General features: G+C 69.4%; 17 protein-coding genes. 4 read left to right on the top strand and 13 right to left on the bottom strand.

Annotated features, from left to right (window positions below; genetic code table 11):
* Positions 1-33 precede the first annotated feature (33 nt).
* From ACIBO1_RS00755 to ACIBO1_RS00765, 3 genes are all read left to right on the top strand, one after another.
* Entirely contained in the window at positions 34-804 is a 771-nt protein-coding gene (locus tag ACIBO1_RS00755) for a ferritin-like domain-containing protein (protein ID WP_396740348.1), read from the top strand.
* A gap of 180 nt (positions 805-984) precedes the next feature.
* Entirely contained in the window at positions 985-2,814 is a 1,830-nt protein-coding gene (locus ACIBO1_RS00760) for a RiPP maturation radical SAM C-methyltransferase (RefSeq protein ID WP_396740350.1), read from the top strand.
* 5 nt (positions 2,815-2,819) lie between these two features.
* A complete protein-coding gene (locus ACIBO1_RS00765) occupies positions 2,820-3,383 on the top strand; it encodes a DUF5825 family protein (protein WP_350693210.1) in 564 nt (187 codons plus the stop codon).
* On the opposite strand, the gene ACIBO1_RS00770 is transcribed toward ACIBO1_RS00765, so the two are convergent.
* Both ACIBO1_RS00770 and ACIBO1_RS00775 read right to left on the bottom strand, forming a co-directional pair.
* Positions 3,384-4,088 (bottom strand): helix-turn-helix transcriptional regulator, encoded by a 705-nt coding sequence (locus ACIBO1_RS00770; RefSeq protein ID WP_396740353.1) that lies wholly within the window; start codon positions 4,086-4,088, stop codon positions 3,384-3,386.
* A 490-nt stretch (positions 4,089-4,578) separates the two neighbouring features.
* Complete coding sequence (locus tag ACIBO1_RS00775) at positions 4,579-4,719, bottom strand: hypothetical protein (protein WP_350693204.1); 141 nt, start codon at positions 4,717-4,719, stop codon at positions 4,579-4,581.
* Between the two features lie 280 nt (positions 4,720-4,999).
* Here ACIBO1_RS00775 and ACIBO1_RS00780 point away from each other — a divergent pair, with 280 nt between their 5' ends.
* Positions 5,000-5,935, top strand: coding sequence for a LuxR C-terminal-related transcriptional regulator (locus ACIBO1_RS00780; RefSeq protein ID WP_396740355.1), 936 nt, complete (start codon positions 5,000-5,002; stop codon positions 5,933-5,935).
* 64 nt (positions 5,936-5,999) lie between these two features.
* On the opposite strand, the gene ACIBO1_RS00785 is transcribed toward ACIBO1_RS00780, so the two are convergent.
* From ACIBO1_RS00785 to ACIBO1_RS00835, 11 genes are all read right to left on the bottom strand, one after another.
* Positions 6,000-6,428, bottom strand: a complete 429-nt coding sequence (locus ACIBO1_RS00785) for a hypothetical protein (protein ID WP_396740356.1) — start codon at positions 6,426-6,428, stop codon at positions 6,000-6,002.
* Between the two features lie 34 nt (positions 6,429-6,462).
* Positions 6,463-7,269, bottom strand: a complete 807-nt coding sequence (locus ACIBO1_RS00790) for an SDR family NAD(P)-dependent oxidoreductase (RefSeq protein ID WP_396740357.1) — start codon at positions 7,267-7,269, stop codon at positions 6,463-6,465.
* 210 nt (positions 7,270-7,479) lie between these two features.
* Positions 7,480-8,499 carry a guanitoxin biosynthesis L-enduracididine beta-hydroxylase GntD gene (gene gntD / locus ACIBO1_RS00795; protein ID WP_396740359.1) on the bottom strand — a complete coding sequence of 340 codons (1,020 nt, stop codon included), beginning with the start codon at positions 8,497-8,499 and terminating at the stop codon, positions 7,480-7,482.
* Positions 8,496-8,723 carry an MbtH family protein gene (locus ACIBO1_RS00800; protein ID WP_350698966.1) on the bottom strand — a complete coding sequence of 76 codons (228 nt, stop codon included), beginning with the start codon at positions 8,721-8,723 and terminating at the stop codon, positions 8,496-8,498. Before ACIBO1_RS00800 ends, gntD begins: the two co-directional genes overlap by 4 nt.
* 1 nt (position 8,724) lies before the next feature.
* Complete coding sequence (locus ACIBO1_RS00805) at positions 8,725-9,765, bottom strand: class I SAM-dependent methyltransferase (protein ID WP_396740361.1); 1,041 nt, start codon at positions 9,763-9,765, stop codon at positions 8,725-8,727.
* A 10-nt stretch (positions 9,766-9,775) separates the two neighbouring features.
* On the bottom strand, positions 9,776-10,429 hold the full coding sequence (locus tag ACIBO1_RS00810) for a hypothetical protein (RefSeq protein WP_396740363.1): 654 nt from the start codon (positions 10,427-10,429) through the stop codon (positions 9,776-9,778).
* Positions 10,430-10,614: 185 nt separating this feature from the next.
* Positions 10,615-11,451: an alpha/beta fold hydrolase gene (locus ACIBO1_RS00815; RefSeq protein WP_396740365.1), complete on the bottom strand. Its 837-nt coding sequence runs from the start codon at positions 11,449-11,451 to the stop codon at positions 10,615-10,617.
* Positions 11,452-11,473: 22 nt separating this feature from the next.
* Positions 11,474-13,414 (bottom strand): RiPP maturation radical SAM C-methyltransferase, encoded by a 1,941-nt coding sequence (locus tag ACIBO1_RS00820; protein ID WP_396740366.1) that lies wholly within the window; start codon positions 13,412-13,414, stop codon positions 11,474-11,476.
* Complete coding sequence (locus ACIBO1_RS00825) at positions 13,402-13,944, bottom strand: flavin reductase family protein (protein ID WP_396740368.1); 543 nt, start codon at positions 13,942-13,944, stop codon at positions 13,402-13,404. Before ACIBO1_RS00825 ends, ACIBO1_RS00820 begins: the two co-directional genes overlap by 13 nt.
* The gene (locus tag ACIBO1_RS00830) at positions 13,944-15,500 is read right to left on the bottom strand and encodes a tryptophan halogenase family protein (protein ID WP_396740370.1); all 1,557 of its coding nucleotides are present in this window, start codon (positions 15,498-15,500) and stop codon (positions 13,944-13,946) included. Before ACIBO1_RS00830 ends, ACIBO1_RS00825 begins: the two co-directional genes overlap by 1 nt.
* Positions 15,497-15,715 carry an MbtH family protein gene (locus ACIBO1_RS00835; protein ID WP_131051449.1) on the bottom strand — a complete coding sequence of 73 codons (219 nt, stop codon included), beginning with the start codon at positions 15,713-15,715 and terminating at the stop codon, positions 15,497-15,499. The genes ACIBO1_RS00830 and ACIBO1_RS00835 overlap by 4 nt, the downstream gene beginning before the upstream one ends.
* Between the last annotated feature and the right edge of the window lie 2 nt (positions 15,716-15,717).

Genomic DNA, 15,717 nt, shown 5'->3' on the forward strand with positions numbered 1-15,717 from the left:
GGATCCCTTCCCCTGTCGGTAGTGGAGCTGGCCATGGTCCTCATTCGTCACGATGAACTCGACAACGACGCCGTCGCGTACCGCGTCTTCGGGGTGACCCGGGACAAGAAGGCGTGGCGGGCGAGCGACATCATCGGCGACGGACTGCGCCGCAAGGACTGGGACCGCACCGAGATCGCCTGGCGGGCCGCCTCGCGCGGGTACTACGCCGAGCAGGCCGGCCTGGTCGCCGCCGCCACGCTGGCGGCGAACACCGAGGACGCGCCGTTCCGCTTCAGCCTGGCCCTGGCCACCGCGGACGAGGCCCGCCACGCGGACGCCTTCTACCAGTACGCCCGCGCGATCGGCGGCGACGTCGAACCGGACGCGCAGGAGGCGATGGAGCCACTCGACGAGATGCTGCTGAGCCTGCCGCACATGGGCCGGGCACTCGTGCACACCATTCTCGAAGGACTCGCCTCGGACGAGTTCATCCTGTTCGGCGAGATCTTCGCCGGTGATCCGCTCGCCCGGCTGTACGAGGCGGTGCGGACCGACGAGATCCAGCACATCGCCATCGGTCTGAACTATCTCTCCCGGGTCTCCGCCACCCCGGCCGGCGCCGAACTCTGGCGCGAACACGGCCAGGAATGGCACGACATCGGCTTCGACGTCACGGCGCTGAACAGCATCGCGACGTCCTGTGCCAGATTGACCGGCCGCGACCCCGAGAAGGTGCGGTCCTGGTTCGTCCGGCGGCACCGGGCCCGACTGCGGGCCGCCGGTCTGTCCTCTCTCGACCTCGGAGGAGGTGAACGGAAATGAAGATCAAGAAGGTGGCGATCAAGAAGGTCACGCACGGCTCCTGCAAGTACGCCGTCATCCTGTGACCAGCAGGTGAGTGATCCCGGTGGTCCGGGTGGGGGTGACCCACCCGGACCACCGGCAGCCTGCGGTGCCCCACCAGTTCGTGCCACCCGCGCCGGATCTGCGAAAGACGAGACGATGACCATCTGCCTCGCGGCCATGCCGTGGCAGTCCCTGGACTGCCCGTCGCTGCCCATCGGACTACTCAAGGCCGTCACCGTCGCCGCCGGCCGACCGGAACCACTGAGCTACCACGGCGGCATCCGCTGGGCCGAGTACCTCCTCGATGCCACCGACGGTGAGCTGGGGCCGCCGGAGTACACCGAGGTCGCGGAGGAGGGGTTGTTCCACGGGCTCGGCGACTGGGTGTTCGCCGGGGTCCTGCGCGGCGACGACTCGTTCGGCGTCGCGGAGCTGCGCCGGTACGCCGAGAAGCATGGTCTCGACATCGACCGGGTCACCCGGATGCGCGAGTACGCCGCCGGTTTCGTCGACGCCGCGGCCCGCGAGATCCTCGCCACCGAGCCCAGCCTCGTCGGTTTCACCACGACGTTCATGCAGAACGCGCCGAGCCTCGCCACCGCCAAACGGATCAAGGAGCTGGCCCCGCATGTGCCCATCGTGCTCGGTGGCGGCAACTGCGACGGGATGATGGGCGCCGCGATCCACGAGAACTTCCCGTTCATCGACTACGTGGTACGCGGCGAGGGCGAGATCGCCTTCCCCGCCCTGCTCGACGCGCTGGACGGCCGGATCGAGCTGGCCGCCGTACCCGGGCTGTGCTGGCGTGACCAGGACGGGCGGCACGACAACCCGCAGGGCAAGCTGATCCCGCCGGCCCTGATGCCGGTGCCGGACTACGACGACTGGTTCGCGCTGATCGCGGAGTCGCCGGTCGGCGAGTACGTGGAGCCGAAGCTGGTGCTGGAGAGCGCGCGGGGCTGCTGGTGGGGCGAGAAGCACCACTGCACCTTCTGCGGCCTCAACGGCACCGGCATGCAGTTCCGTGCCAAGGCGCCGGAGACGGTCATCGAGGAGCTGACCTCGCTGGTCCGGCGGCACCAGACGCTGGACGCCATCATGGTCGACAACATCATCGACAACCGCTACTACCGGGACCTGCTGCCCAGCGTCGCCGCCCTCGACTGGGACCTGCGCATCCACTACGAGGTCAAGTCCAACCTGCGCCCGGACGAGATCACGGTGCTGCGGCAGGCCGGTGTGACCCACGTACAACCGGGCATCGAGTCGCTGGTCAGCCCGGTGCTCAAGCTGATGGACAAGGGCGTCACCGGGGTACGCAACGTACGGACGCTGCGCGACTGCGAGGCCGCCTCGCTGACCGTCTCCTGGAGCTGGCTCTACGGCTTCCCGACCGAGTCCACCGCCGACTACGAGGCGGTCCTGCGGCAACTGCCGGCCCTGGTGCACCTGCAACCGCCGGCCGGTGCGGCCCGGATCCTGCTGGAACGCTTCAGCCCGTACTTCGAGAACCCGCTGTTGGGCTTCCCCAACCGCCGGCCCGCCAAGATGTACGACCACGTCTACGCGCTCGCGCCGGAACGGCTGACCGACATGGTCTATCTGTTCGACACCGATCCGGCCGGGCTCTCCGAGACCGACGCCGAGGGGCTGCACAAGCTCATCGGGATCTGGATCGACGCCTACCCGTCCAGCTCGCTGCGGATCCTGAGCGCCGACGACGAGGAGATCGTGATCGAGGACCGGCGGGTCGGCTGGCCGGAGCAGGACCACCGCATCACCGGAGCCGGGTTCGTGGCCGCGTACCGCGAGTTGGAGAACGGACGGACCGCGAAGGCCCTGGCCGCGCGGGTCGCCGAGTACGGCCTGACCGCCCAGGAGTTGCAGGACTGGTTGGACAAGCTGGCCGGTGACGGGTTGCTCTTCACCGAGCAGGGCCACTGGATCACGCTGGCCACCCCCACCGAACCGTTGAAGGTGAGCTGATTCCCATGACGACGGCGACGAGCGCGGTGATCGACTTCGACGCGCTGCGGGCCGACCCGGCGGCGTACAGCCTGCTCGCGGTCGAGCTGCCCGAGCCGCTGCGGTTCGGGCAGTCCCCGGCGGAGGACCTCGACCTGCTGCGGATGCTCCGCGCGGTCACCAGCCACGCGGTACGGCTGCGGTGGACGCTGCGCGGTCGCCCGGCGTTCCCGCTGCACACCTATTCGCACCTGCTGCCGCCGTGCCTGGGCGTGGAGCTGGACGACGTCACCCACACCGTTGCCTGGGCGCGGGACTACCGCTACGGGTCGTTCTATTACCGCCGGGGGCCGGGGATCGTCACGATCAAGGACGTCCGGCCCGGCCAGCCGGCCTCGCGAATGGTCATCGAGGACGGTGCCGACCGGTTCGAACATCTCGCCGAGTCGGCGGACGGCCGCCCGGAGGCCGACGACGCGGAGCTGGTCGCTGACGCGGTCGAGGCAGGTCTGGCCGTCGAAGCCGACGGCCGCACGCTCGTACTCCCGTTCCGGATGCGGCACTGGCCGGTGCCATACCTGGCGGTCTGATCAGACCAGGCCGCGTCGCGCGGCATGGACACCGGCCTGGAATCGGGTGTTGGCGTCGAGCCGGTGCATCATGTCGGACACCCGCCGCGCGAAGGTCCGCCGGCTCATGTGCAGGGTCGCCGCGGCCTGGTCGTCGGTCAGCCCCTCGCCGAGCGCGCGGATCAGCTCCTCGCCCTCGTCGACCCGGGCGGTCGTCGTCCGGGCGGCCCGGGTGCGCTGCACTGCGGTGTCCCACATCAGGCCGAACACCGTGGCCAGCGAGTCACCCATCACGACGCTGCGGATCCGGGTCAGCCGACCGTTGCCCGGATGCACCGGATCCTGGTGGGGCAGATAGACCACGGCCCGGTCCCGCACCACGAGGAAGTAGGGCAGGTCCACCGGGGCCGGCAGCGCGATCCCGTCCCGGGCGAGAGCGGCCACCGGCTCGGCCAGCGGCTCCCGGCCGGGCGTGAAGAGCAGGCGGACCGTCAGGTTGCGGGCCCGTAGCTCGGCGAACACCTCCGCCGGCAGCGGCATCTGACCGGGTATCGGCGCCACGACCAGAAGCTCGGTCCGGGTCAGATCGGTCAGTTCGGCGCTGAGCAGCAGGGCGCTGATGTCGGCGCTGAGTACACGCCGGTCCTGATAGGCGGCCCGCTGTACGAGGTTTCTGTCAGTGATGGTGGAACGGACGGGTATTGAGCTTGGGCTATCGTATATCACCTTATATGCCCATCGATAACGGCGCGCGTCACCGACCAGCCATAGGCCGGCACGGTCCTACTGCATTTCCACCGGACCACGGAGAGTCAGCGACAGACTCTCCGTGCCCATTCAGAGCGGGTGTCGGTCGCCGCGCGGCCGGACGATGATCACAGCTCCCACTGTCGGATCACTTCCCAGCCGTCCAGTCGCGCGGCGGCCCGCACACAGAGATCAGCCAGACTCAGTTCGGCGGATCTCATGTCACAGATAGCGACATAGGCCCCTATCCACATCAACCCCGCTCGTTCTATTACCTTGACGTGTTCGACTCGGTCGCCATCCACACGACAGCCGAGAATCAGGTCCCTTAGCCGTTCGGGCGTCAGCGGCGTCCGTGCCGTCGTCACCGGAATGAGCGTTACGGCTGACAGCTGCACGTTTCCATCCAATGTGTCGTAGACATCCCCCCGCCAACACGCCCCCACGTTCAGCGAACGGCATCCGCGACCTAGCGCAGCGGCATTCCCCAGGAGTACCCGGCGGTCGGCCCTTCGGTCTTGTTGAGGGGAACACGCTCGCCGAGCAGCGGAGCGGAGGCGCTGACCACAAGAGCCAGGGCGGCAAGGGCGAACTTCAGGCGACGAGACATACAGCCACTTTCCTTCCCGAATCAGGCAACCTGCCTAACGGTTTCCCCGATTACCGCGTCGGCGAAGCCAGTCTCTTGCGACGCCCGGATACGGTCAACAAGATCCAAGTGACGGGATCGCGCCAGGCGGGTTCACGTCAGGGTGGCAGGATCTTGCCAGCCGTCTTTGCCATCTGACAATCTCTTTCCCGGCAGGCCACCGGTCGGGCACGGAGTACGAGTGGGAGGGAGCAGAGTGTTCAGCACCCTGGGCATATCGACCACCGCAGAGGCCGTTTACATGACCATGTTGCGCCAGTCGACCTGGGGGGTCGCCGAAATCGCCGAGTCCCTGCGGATCGACGCGCGGCAGGTGCACGACGCACTCGACGAGCTGATCGAACTCGCCCTGGTCCGCGAGTCGCCGGTCAGCCCCGGCAAGATCACGCCGACCAGTCCCAAGGTCGGCCTCGCGGCGCTGCTCGCCCGCGCCAAGGCGGACATCGCCCAACAGCAGTACGAGATCGAGGCGACCCAGGCGGCGATCGACGCGCTCTCCGAGGCGCACCACGTCGACCAGCCGGACCAGCAGCACCAACTGATCCAGATAGTGAAGCTCGACTCGGTACGCCAACGCCTCCAGGAACTCGCCCGGCTGACGCAGGTGGAGTGCCTCTCGTTCAACCCGGGCGGAGCACACCGGCCGGACGCGATGGCCGCCAGCAAGCCGGTCAACCAGGAGGCCCTGGAGCGGGGCGTGACCATCAAGTCGATCTATCAGGAGAGCTTCCGCAACGACCCGGACACGCTCGCCTACGCCCGGTGGTTCAACAGCCTCGGCGGCGAGACCCGCTGCCTGCCGGTGGTGCTGTTCCAGATGATCATCGTGGACCGCCGCATCGCGCTGTTGCCGGTCGACCCCACCGACGCCCGCAAGGGCGCCGTCGAGATCCACAACCCGGGGATCACCGCCGCCCTCAGCTCGCTGTTCGACCACGCCTGGTCCACCGCGACACCGTTCGGCTCCGCGGCCAGCGCGGACGAGAACGGGCTGGAACCGACCGAGCGGCAGTTGCTCCAACTGCTCGGCGACGGCTACACCGACGAGGCCACCGCCCGCAAACTCGGTCTGTCGGTCCGCACCGTGCAGCGGATGATGTCCGACCTGACCACCCGGCTGGGCGCGGAGAGCCGCTTCCAGGCCGGCGCCAACGCCGTACGGCAACGCTGGCTGTGACCCGGTCCGCGCCTCGCCCCGGGAAGTCCCGCGGCGCGGTGCACCGGGGCGAGGGCGCGGCAGGTCACACCGACGGCTCGCAGATGAGCCAGTCGCCGTCCTCGCGGAGCATCGACACCATCCGCGCCTGCGTGGTGCCGTCGGCGTAGCTGACGCTGACCCCGACCGTGCCGGTGGTCTTCCACGGCAGGCCGTTGACCCTCAGCTCACCGGTCATCTCGTGGGAACTGGGCAGCCGCGCCTCGGCCGCCGAGGTGAACGCCTCCCGGGACTGGTCGGCGCGTACCTCGGCGCAGAGCGACCCGTACGCGTCGTCGAAACGCCGCTCCTCCAACGCGCGGTAGTAGTCGTCCACCACGTCCTTGGCGACACCACCGCTGCGCGCCGTCAGGAAGACGGCCGAACCCGCCCCGGCGAGCACCAGCAACACGACCGCACCGATCACCACCAGCAACACCGTCTTCCTGGTCTGCTCCGACTCCTGCTTCCTCATGCCGGCACTCCGCTCCGCGTCGTCCCCTGCTTCCTCATGCCGGCACCCCGCTCCGCTCCGGGCCGCCCTGGGGCGCGTCTGCCTCGATGATCTGCTCACTCCGTTCGCTCGTGTCGGCACCGAACACGGCGGTGGTCGCTCCGGCGGTCTCCGCGCCGTCGATGACCAGTTCCTGCCCGGTGAGGAAGCTCGCCTCCGGGGAGGCGAGGTAGTGGAAGGCCGCCGCGATCTCGTCCGGAGACGCGTGCCGTCCGGCGGGGATCTTCGCGTTCACCTCGTCGAGCATGGCCGGCGTGTACTCGGCCAGTTGCATCGGCGTCAGCACCGCACCCGGGCTGACACAGGCCACCCGGATCCACGGGCTCAACTCCAGGGCGAACGTGCGGCACAGCGCCACGATGCCGGCCTTGGTCGCGTTGTAGTCGGCGTAGAGCGGGTAACCCCGCGCGCCGTTGACCGAGGCGGTGGCCAGCAGCACGCCGGCCCGTTGCCGCACCATCACCCGGGCCGCCGCCTGCCACAGCCCGAGTACGCCCAGCAGGTTGACGTCGACGACGCGGCGCGCGTCGGCCTCGGTCAGCTCCAGCACCCCGTGTCGCACGCTGATGCCAGCGTTGGCGATCACCACGTCGATCGGGGCGGTCTCGGCGACCTGCGTGACCGCGTCGCGGACCGCCGACCAGTCCGCGACGTCGGTCTCGATCCACTGCACCGCCGGGTTCTGCGGATCGGCGGGGGCCTGCACGTCCAGGTTGAACACCCGGTCCCCGCCTGCGGCGAACCGTTGGGCCGTGGCCCAGCCGATGCCGCTGGAGGCACCGGAGATGATTACCGTCCGCATCGAACTCTCCCAGTTCTCGTGTGGGTCGTGGGGGGGGGGGGGGGGGGGGGGGGCGCCCCCCGGGGGGGGGGGGGCCCCCGCCCCCCCCCCCCCCCCCCCCCCCCCCCCCCCCCCCCCGCGCCGCGCCCGCGCCGCGCCCCCCCCCCCCCCCCCCGGTGGGGGGGGGGGGGGGGGGGGGGGCGCCCCCCCCCCCCACCACCGGTGTTCCGGTCAGACCAGCACCCGGCCGCCCGCCGGCGACCCGCTGCCCGACCGCAGGTTGCGGCTGACCGTCAGCTTCTTGAGCCACCGATCGGTCCCGTCGTAACGGGCCCGGAACGACTTGCGGCCGTGCACCGCCTGGTAGTTGTCGACGATCAGCAGCGTGCCGCGCTCCACCACCACGTCGTGCTGGTGCGCGAGCAACTGCGAGTGCAGGGCGTCCAGCGCCCGCCGGGCGGCCACGTCGTCGTCACCGCCCACACACCGCATGAAGGGCAGGTCGATCCGCAGGTACGGCCGGGACGGATCGCCGAACAGCACGGCGACCGGCTCCGGGTCGTCCCGCATCCGCTCCACCAGCTTGAGGGCCGGATGGTCCGGCTGACTCAGGGTGAGCTGACGGATGTGCTCGTCGTCGGGAAGGATGTGGTAGCGCGGCTGCCGCAGCACCTCGACGTCGGCCGGGTCCAGGTCCAGTTCCCGCACCGACGCCACCGTGGTGGCCACCTTGTCCTCGTTGCGGACGCCGAACAGCAGCAGGTAGTCGCAGCGGCTCGGGTGGAAGGCGTCCTCGGTGTGGAACTCCAGCAACGCCTCGCTGCCGTGACCGTTCTGCCGCGCCTCGTCACCGGCGATCGGCACGATGTTCTGGACGAGCCGTCCGCCCTGGAGCGTGGTCCAGGTGAACGGGTCTCCCAGCGCCATGCCGCACAGCGCCATGAACACCTCGACCTCGGTGACGTGGCTGCCCCGACGCTCGGCGTCCCAGTGCGTCGGCGTCGGCCCGACCTGCCGGTCGTCGACCGGAAAGCCGAGCACCGAGCAGGCTGCCGCCGGCTCGCCGTGCCGGAACTCGTCCAGGAACTCCCACAGACCGGCCGGCAGGTGCCGCACCGCAGACCGGTGGCGGTCGTAGAAGTCCGGCTGCCGGGGGTCCACGTCGGACGTGGATCGTACGGTCTCGCCGATCGCCCGTAACGCGGTGAGATCGGCGTCGCTGAGCTGGTATCGGGGCCAGTCGGTGGTCACCGGGACGCTCCGGAGTCCGCCGCCATCGCCCGGGCCAGGCTCGCCGGCCGCATGTCCGTCCAGGTGACCTCGACGAAGGCGAGGCAGTCGTCACGCCCGGCCGGGCCGTGCGCCACCGTCCAGCCGTCGGGCACCGGGTTCGACTCGGGCCACAGGGAGTACTGCGCTTCGGCGTTGACCAGCACCAGGTAGGTGCCGTCAGGCCGGTCGAACGGGTTGGACATCTCAGGCGCTCCTGGGGGCCGACGGGACCAGCTCGAAGAGGATCCCGGACGGAGGTGCGGCCACGTGACGCTCGCGGACCAGGTCCCACCCGGCCGCCTCGAACGCCGTCAACCACTCCTCCCGACTGGGGATGTAGACGCCCATCAGGGCGTGGATCAACTCGAAGCCGAGGGTGAAGATGGTGGTCGTCTCCGGGCTGGCCGGTCCGGGGGTGCGGACCACGTCGCAGAGCAGCAGTCGCTTGACGTTCGGGAACGCCCGGCGCAGGTTGGCCAGCCCGTCGACGCACCGCTGCATCGGCCAGAAGTCGTGGCCCATGAAGACGCAGGTCACCACCTCCACGTCGGCGAAGACCTCGGTGGGCTCCAGGGTCAGCACGTCGCCCTGGACGATGTGGACCCGGCCCTCCAGGCCCGCGTCGGCCACCGACTTCTCGGCCAGCTCCACGGAGCCCCGGGCGATGTCGACACCGACCGCGCTCACCGACGGGTCGCGCTGGGCGATCCGGATCAGGCGCTGCCCGGAGCCGCAGCCGAGGTCGGCGATCGCGGCGAAGTCGAGCCCGGTGACGATCTCGTCGAAGAGCGGCTCCACCTCGCTGTCGCCGATCAGGCGGGAGCCGATCGCCACGGCCCGCATGTCTCGGTGGTAGAAGTCGCCCACCCGCTGCTCGGGCGCGGCGACGTCGGGGGCGATGGAGAACAGCTCGCCGCACCCCTTGACCACCCAATAGAAGTAGCCTCGGGCGGCGTAGACGTCGGCGAAGCCCGGCCCGGTCCGGTACCGGTCCCCGTCGGCCTCGACCACCTTCGCCCAGACCAGCGTGTCCAGCAGCCCTCGGACCACGCCGTGGTCGAGACGGTTGCCGGCGGCCGTGGCCACGTCCGTGCTGCCCTCGGCGTGCAGCAGGTCGAGCAGGCCGATCTGGTGGCTGGCGGAGATCGCCGAGGTGACCACGTAGGACGAGAAGAGGCTCGCGGCTGCTCCGACCGTGTACGAGGGAGCGTCCGCCGAATATGTCTCGACGATCGTGTCGGTCATTGTTTCCTCCTTAGCGGATTGGTGGCGCCGCCGGAGGCGACTCAGCCCACAACGCGTCCATCGTCTCGTGTGAGATGTGCCGGTCCAGATCGGTGGTGGCGGCGTAACCCATATTGATGATCGTCCGTACTCCCCCGGTGATCGGATAGACCCTGTGCAAGGTGGTGTCGGTGCGCATCAGATAGAGGTCACCGGGCACGAAGGAGGCCGAATAAGTCGGCCCGGCCAGAAATGCCCGGTGGATCTCCGGATTCTCCTTGTTCCACGTCGTGCCCGGCACGCACTGCACGAAGCCGCCGTGCTCGACCGCCGGACACTCGATGATCCAGACCAGCGCGAAGGCGTAGTCGTCCCAGTGCCAGCCGTGCGTGTCGCCGCTCTCCTCAAGCCGGGTGATCACGTACTGCTCCGGCTCGTACGGGCAGGGCAGCACCGCCTCGCCGGCCACCTTGGACAGCAGCGCGAGCAGGGCTTCGGACTCGTACACCGCCGGGATGACCGTGCTGCGCTCGGCCACCTCGTCGCGGCGTACGTTGCGCATCCGACGCAGGGTGTTGCCGGTCGCGGCGAACCGTAGGTCGCGTCGGACACCGGCCTCGCCGACCAGGTTCAGCACCTCGGTCGCGACGGTCTCCTTCAACTCCTCCGGAACGACGAAGGACACTTTTGTGAAACCGTACTTCGCGAGGTGCTCACGTGCCTCGGTCAGCTGTTCCGAGCTGACCTCGTGCGCCGCGAGTCTCGCGAGGGGATCCACCACAGAAGCTTCCACAGTTACCTCCTATTCGCTTCTCTTACGCCGTTTTCGCCCATGCCCGAGCCACCGATCGCAGCGCGGACCGCGCACTTTCATTGCGTCGAACGTGTGGAAGGAACACGGTCACCGAAGAACTCGACGAGCAGCGCGTTGACGGCGTCCGGCCGTTCCAGATAGCCGAAGTGCCCGCACCGGGCGACCTCGGTGAACCGGGCGCCGGGAATCGCCTCGGCGACCTCCCGGCCCAGATGCGGCGGTGTCACCAGGTCGTCGGCGAAGCCGACCACCAGAGCGCCGTACGGCGGCGGCGTGACGGCCCGGTACGCGTCGAGCCGGTCCGCCATCCGTTCCAGCTCGGTCTGGGCCTCGGCCACCTCGAGGGAGGGTGGGAAGAACTCCATCAGGTCCAGCCAGGAGCGGGCCTGCTTCTCGTCGTTGAGCGTGTGCGGGGACAGGCTCTGGATCAGCCGCCACACGGCGTACGCCTGCGGTGGCAGCTTCGCCTCTCCCAGCGCGATGGCGGCCTCCGCCGTGGCGAGCGCGCCCCGGAAGGTGTCGGTCCGGCCCCGCGTCGCCATCAGCACCGCCTGCTGCACCAGGTCCGGCCGGGTGACCATCACCTCCTGCACCACGTGTGCGCCCAGTGACGTGCCGACCAGCCGGGCCCGGCCGCCGCAGAGACGCTCGACCAGAGCGACGACGTCGCCGACGAGATCCTCGACGGTCGGCTTGGCCGCGCCCGGCGGCAACGGCGCGACCCCACGGTTGTCGAAGGTGACCACCCGGTACCCGGCCGCCACCAGCGCCGGCACCTGGTGCAGTTGCCACACGCTGCCCGGGCTGCCGGTCCCCATCACCAGGACGACCGGCTCCCCGGTGCCACGCTCGGCGTAGCTGATCTTCGTGCCGTTGGCCACGACGAGTGGCATGACTGGCTCCTTCGATCCTGGGTCAGGCCACCGGAAGGGACAGGTTCTGGGCCGGTCGGGTCGGCGTCAGCGGCAGCGAACGGGTCCCGCCGACCACGGTGCGGCGCGGGCGGGGCATCGGGTCGACGTCGCTGTCGGAGACGCAGACACTCATCACCCGGTGCCCCTCGAAGAAGAGCAGCCCTCGTTCCCGCAAGCCGGCCAGCCGCTTCTCCAGTTCGTCGGCCAGATGCGGCAGTTCGGCGCCGAGCTTGTCCACGCGTACCGGCTTGTCGAGGTGCAGCAGCAGCTCGGTGTCGGCGTCGTCGATCGGGTAGACCAGCTCGGCACCCGAGCGGGTGTCCCGGATCGTGGTGCCGCCGTCGGTCCGGGTCAGGGTCAGCGCCGGGCCGCTGCCAGCCGCCCACGCCGTGTTCCACTGCCCGACCCGTTCGCGCAGCGGGCGCAGCCAGGTCGCCGACGAGATCATGTAGTCGGAGACGTTCTGGTCGGCGAAGTAGTAGGCCACGTCGCGCAGCCCGTCGCGGTCGAACGGGTACGTCAGCCGGTAGTGGTCCACCGGCTCCAGGTCGAGCCCGTACTCGGCGGCGTTGTTGAAGTACGGGCTGAATCTGTCGAACCGCACCGGGAAGCAGCCCTGCGGCGGTGGCAGGTGGGACAGCAGCGGCAGGTCGTCGACGTAGCGCCGGTAGGTCTCCTCGGCCTCGCCGGGGAACCCGATCAGCAGGTTCCAGACCGGGCTGATCCCGAGCCGCAGGCAGTTCTTGAGGAACTGGATGTTCTGGAACGACGACGTGCCCTTGCGCATCAGCTTGAGCGTCGGCGTCGCCATCGCCTCGATGCCCGGCTGGATCTCGTTCACCCCGGCGCGTTCCAGCACCGTCATGTCCTCGATGTCCAGGCCGACCTTCACCTCGTAGAAGATCGAGATGCCCTCGGGCGGGTCGAGCTTCGGGAACACCTCGGTGAGGTAGTCCATCGGCATGATGTTGTCCGTGCAGCAGTACTTCTTGGCCCACGGCGCGTGCGAGAACAGCCAGTCGAACTGCTTGAGCGCGTTCTCCGGTCGCATCGCCCGGTAGGCCATGGTCTGACCGTTGAGGCCGCAGAACGTGCAGTGCGCCCGCTCGCCCCACCAGCAGCCCCGAGAGGTCTCGAAGAACAGCATCGGCTCCGCCGCGGCGGCCGGAAGCTGCACCATCTGGTCGAACGACGTACGGAACTCGGTGTAGTCCGGGTCGAAGTAGTCGTCGATGTCGGCGTTCGGGCCGATCCCCTTGCGGTAGCGGCTCTCCATCTGGTTGCGCCGGGTGACGACGCCACGGATCCGGTGCGCCCGCTCCAGGTCGTCGTCGAGCACGCTGCGCAGGAACTCGGGGAACGTGACCAGTGCGGGACCGGAGAAGACGAAGTCGAGCTGCGGGCAGTTCTGCGCCAACGCCGCGCCCATCGGCGCCTCGCAGTTGGCGCCACCGATCAGCGTGGTCACCGCCGGGTTGCGGTCCTTGACCATCCGGGCCGCCGCGAGGCTGGGGAGGTTCTGGGTGAACATCGAGCTGAAGCCGAGCAGGTCCGCCTCGTCGAGCCGGTACTTCTCCACCATGCTGCGGAGGAAGTCCTTGAGGCCCTCGCGGCGACGCAGCACGGTACGCCGCAGGTCGGCCTTTGCCGGGCCGGTGAAGTAGCGGCTGAAGTACTCGTCCACGTTGTCCGGCAGCTCCGGGAAGGCGAGCTGCCGGAACATCCAGTCCCCCACCCCGGCGACGTGGAAGTCCATGTCCCCGGCGATGGCGTCGTACTCCTGGGCGCCGAAGTAGCGGACGAAGTCGTGGTTGATGTAGCAGACCCGTACGTCGAATTCGTCCGGGAAGTCCCGGCGGACCAACGCGGAGAGCTGGCTGAGCGCGAACGACGGTCGACGCCGGTCGGCGAAGGGCATGTTGACGAGGACTAGCTGGCGCACGTGGACCCTTCCACGATCGAGGGCTGCCACCGCGAGTACTGGCGCAACCCGTACAGCAGTGGGGTGTCGGCGGTGTACTGGACGTCGGAGACCTGCCCCACCACCAGCGCGTGGTCACCGACGATCCGGACGTCGGAGAGCGTGCAGGCGGCGAACCCGCAGGCGTCCTCCACCAGCCACGGCAGCCGGTCGTCGCCCCGGGGCTGCCAGACGACCTGGTGGAAGCGGTCCGCCTGGCCGGTGGCGAAGACCTCCGCCGCCCGCTGGCCCCGGGCGTGCAGCAGGTTGACCGCGAACCGGTCCCGGTCCTCGATGGCGGCCAGCGTGCGGCTGCCCACCTTGAGGCTGACCAGCAGGGTCGGCGGCTCCAGCGTGACGCTCATCAGCGACGAGCAGGTCAGTCCCCACGGCGCCCCCTCGCCGTCCACGCTGGTCACCACCGCCACCCCGGTCGGGAAGCCGCTCATGAAGGTGCGGCAGCCGTCGGCCAGCGACGGCTCGGATCCGGGACGCATCGGTACGACCGTCATCACCCCTCCGCCGCCGGTTGGATGGTGCTCAGGTACTCGTACGCGCTGGGCAGGGTCTTCACCAGCCGCTCGGCGTCGGCCCGGATCGCGGCCAGCTCGGCCGACGCGCGGGCGGGGTCGATGTGCGCCAGGGCCGGCCGGGGGCTCTTCGGCGCCAGACCCATGCCGAGGCAGATGGTGATCCACGAGTAGACCTCGAACCCGTGGTAGTACGGGTAGATGGTGCTCTCGTCGAGCAGCCGCACCGCCGCGGTCTCGAGCCGCTCGGCCAGCCCGTCCGGGATGGCGCGGACCTTGGTCTCCCGCCAGTAGTCGGTGTCCTGCCGGGGCGAGGCGACGTAGTGCAGGACCAGGAACTCCTTGACCCCGTCGATCACCCGCGCGACCTTGTCGTTGTAGCCGCGGATCAGGGTGTCGTCCCAGGTGTTGTCCGGGAAGTGCTTCACCAACTGCTCGATGGCGTGCTGGATGAAGAAGATGCCGGTGGACTCCAACGGCTCGACGAAGCCGCTGGACAGGCCGACCGCCACGCAGTTGTTCACCCAGGACCGCTCGTTGCGGCCGATCCGCATCCGGATGTGGTTGGCCTCCAGCTCGTCCTGCCCCGGCGCGGCGAACTCGCGCAGCGTGCGCTCCGCCTCCTCCGGCTCGCAGAACTGGTCGGAGTAGACGTATCCGGTGCCGATCCGGCCGTACAGCGGGATGGTCCAGATCCAGCCGGCGTCCTTGGCGGTGGCCTTGGTGTACGGGGCGATACCGTGCTCGGCCATGTCCCGGGGCACCCGCAGCGCCACCGCGCGGTTGTTCGGCAGCACGTCGGTGAAGGAGACGAACTTCTCCTTCAGCGTCTGGTTGATCAGCAGGCCCCGGAAGCCGGTGCAGTCCACGAAGAGGTCACCGGTGACGTCGCCCTGGTTGCGGGTGGAGACGTGGGTGATCCAGCCACGCTCGTCCTGCCCGACACCGACCACGTCGTCGACCACGTGCCGGACGCCCTGCGCGACACCGAGCTTGGTCAGGTAGCGGGCCATCAGCGCGGCGTCGAAGTGGTAGGCGTACGGGAACTGTGCCCGCTGCTCGTCCAGGGTGGAGCGGCCCAGCTCACCGTCGAGGCTGGCGGTGAAGAGCGTCCCGTCGAGCATCCGCGGGGAACGCTCCGCCTCGCACAGGTACGGCGTGATGAACGAGCCCCGGTCGAAGCTCTCGGTCGGGTCGCCGAGGGCCAGGTTCCACTCGGCGGCGGTGAACCCGTCGGAGGTGCGCAGCCGCTCGAACGGGTGGAAGAAGTGGCTGCCGTCGCCGCGCCAGTTGTCGTACTTGATGGCCAGCTTGTAGGAGCCGCTGCACTGCGGCATCCACTCCCGCTCGTCCAGGCCCAGGTAGTCGAAGAAGTGCCGGATGGTGCTGAACGTCGCCTCGCCGACGCCGATCGTGCCGACCGCCGCCGACTCCACGAGGGTCACCGAGATCCGGTCCTGGAAGGCGGTCTTGAGGTAGGTGGCGGTCATCCAGCCGGCGGTCCCGCCACCGACGATGACAACGTTACGGATCATCATGCCTGTGCTCCCTGGATCGCTTCCCGAACGGTCCGCACGCTGCGCGGCCGCATGTCCTTCCACACCCGGTCGATGTGGTCGAGGCACTCCTGACGGGTGCCGTCGGTGCCCTCGTCCTGCCAGCCCGGCGGGTTGGGCCGGTCCGACCACCACACCGAGTACTGCTCCTCGTGGTTGACCACGACCTTGAAACGGACGTCATCCGGCTGCGTCATCG

It is taken from the genome of Micromonospora sp. NPDC049903, from assembly GCF_044460945.1.
GTDB lineage: Bacteria > Actinomycetota > Actinomycetes > Mycobacteriales > Micromonosporaceae > Micromonospora.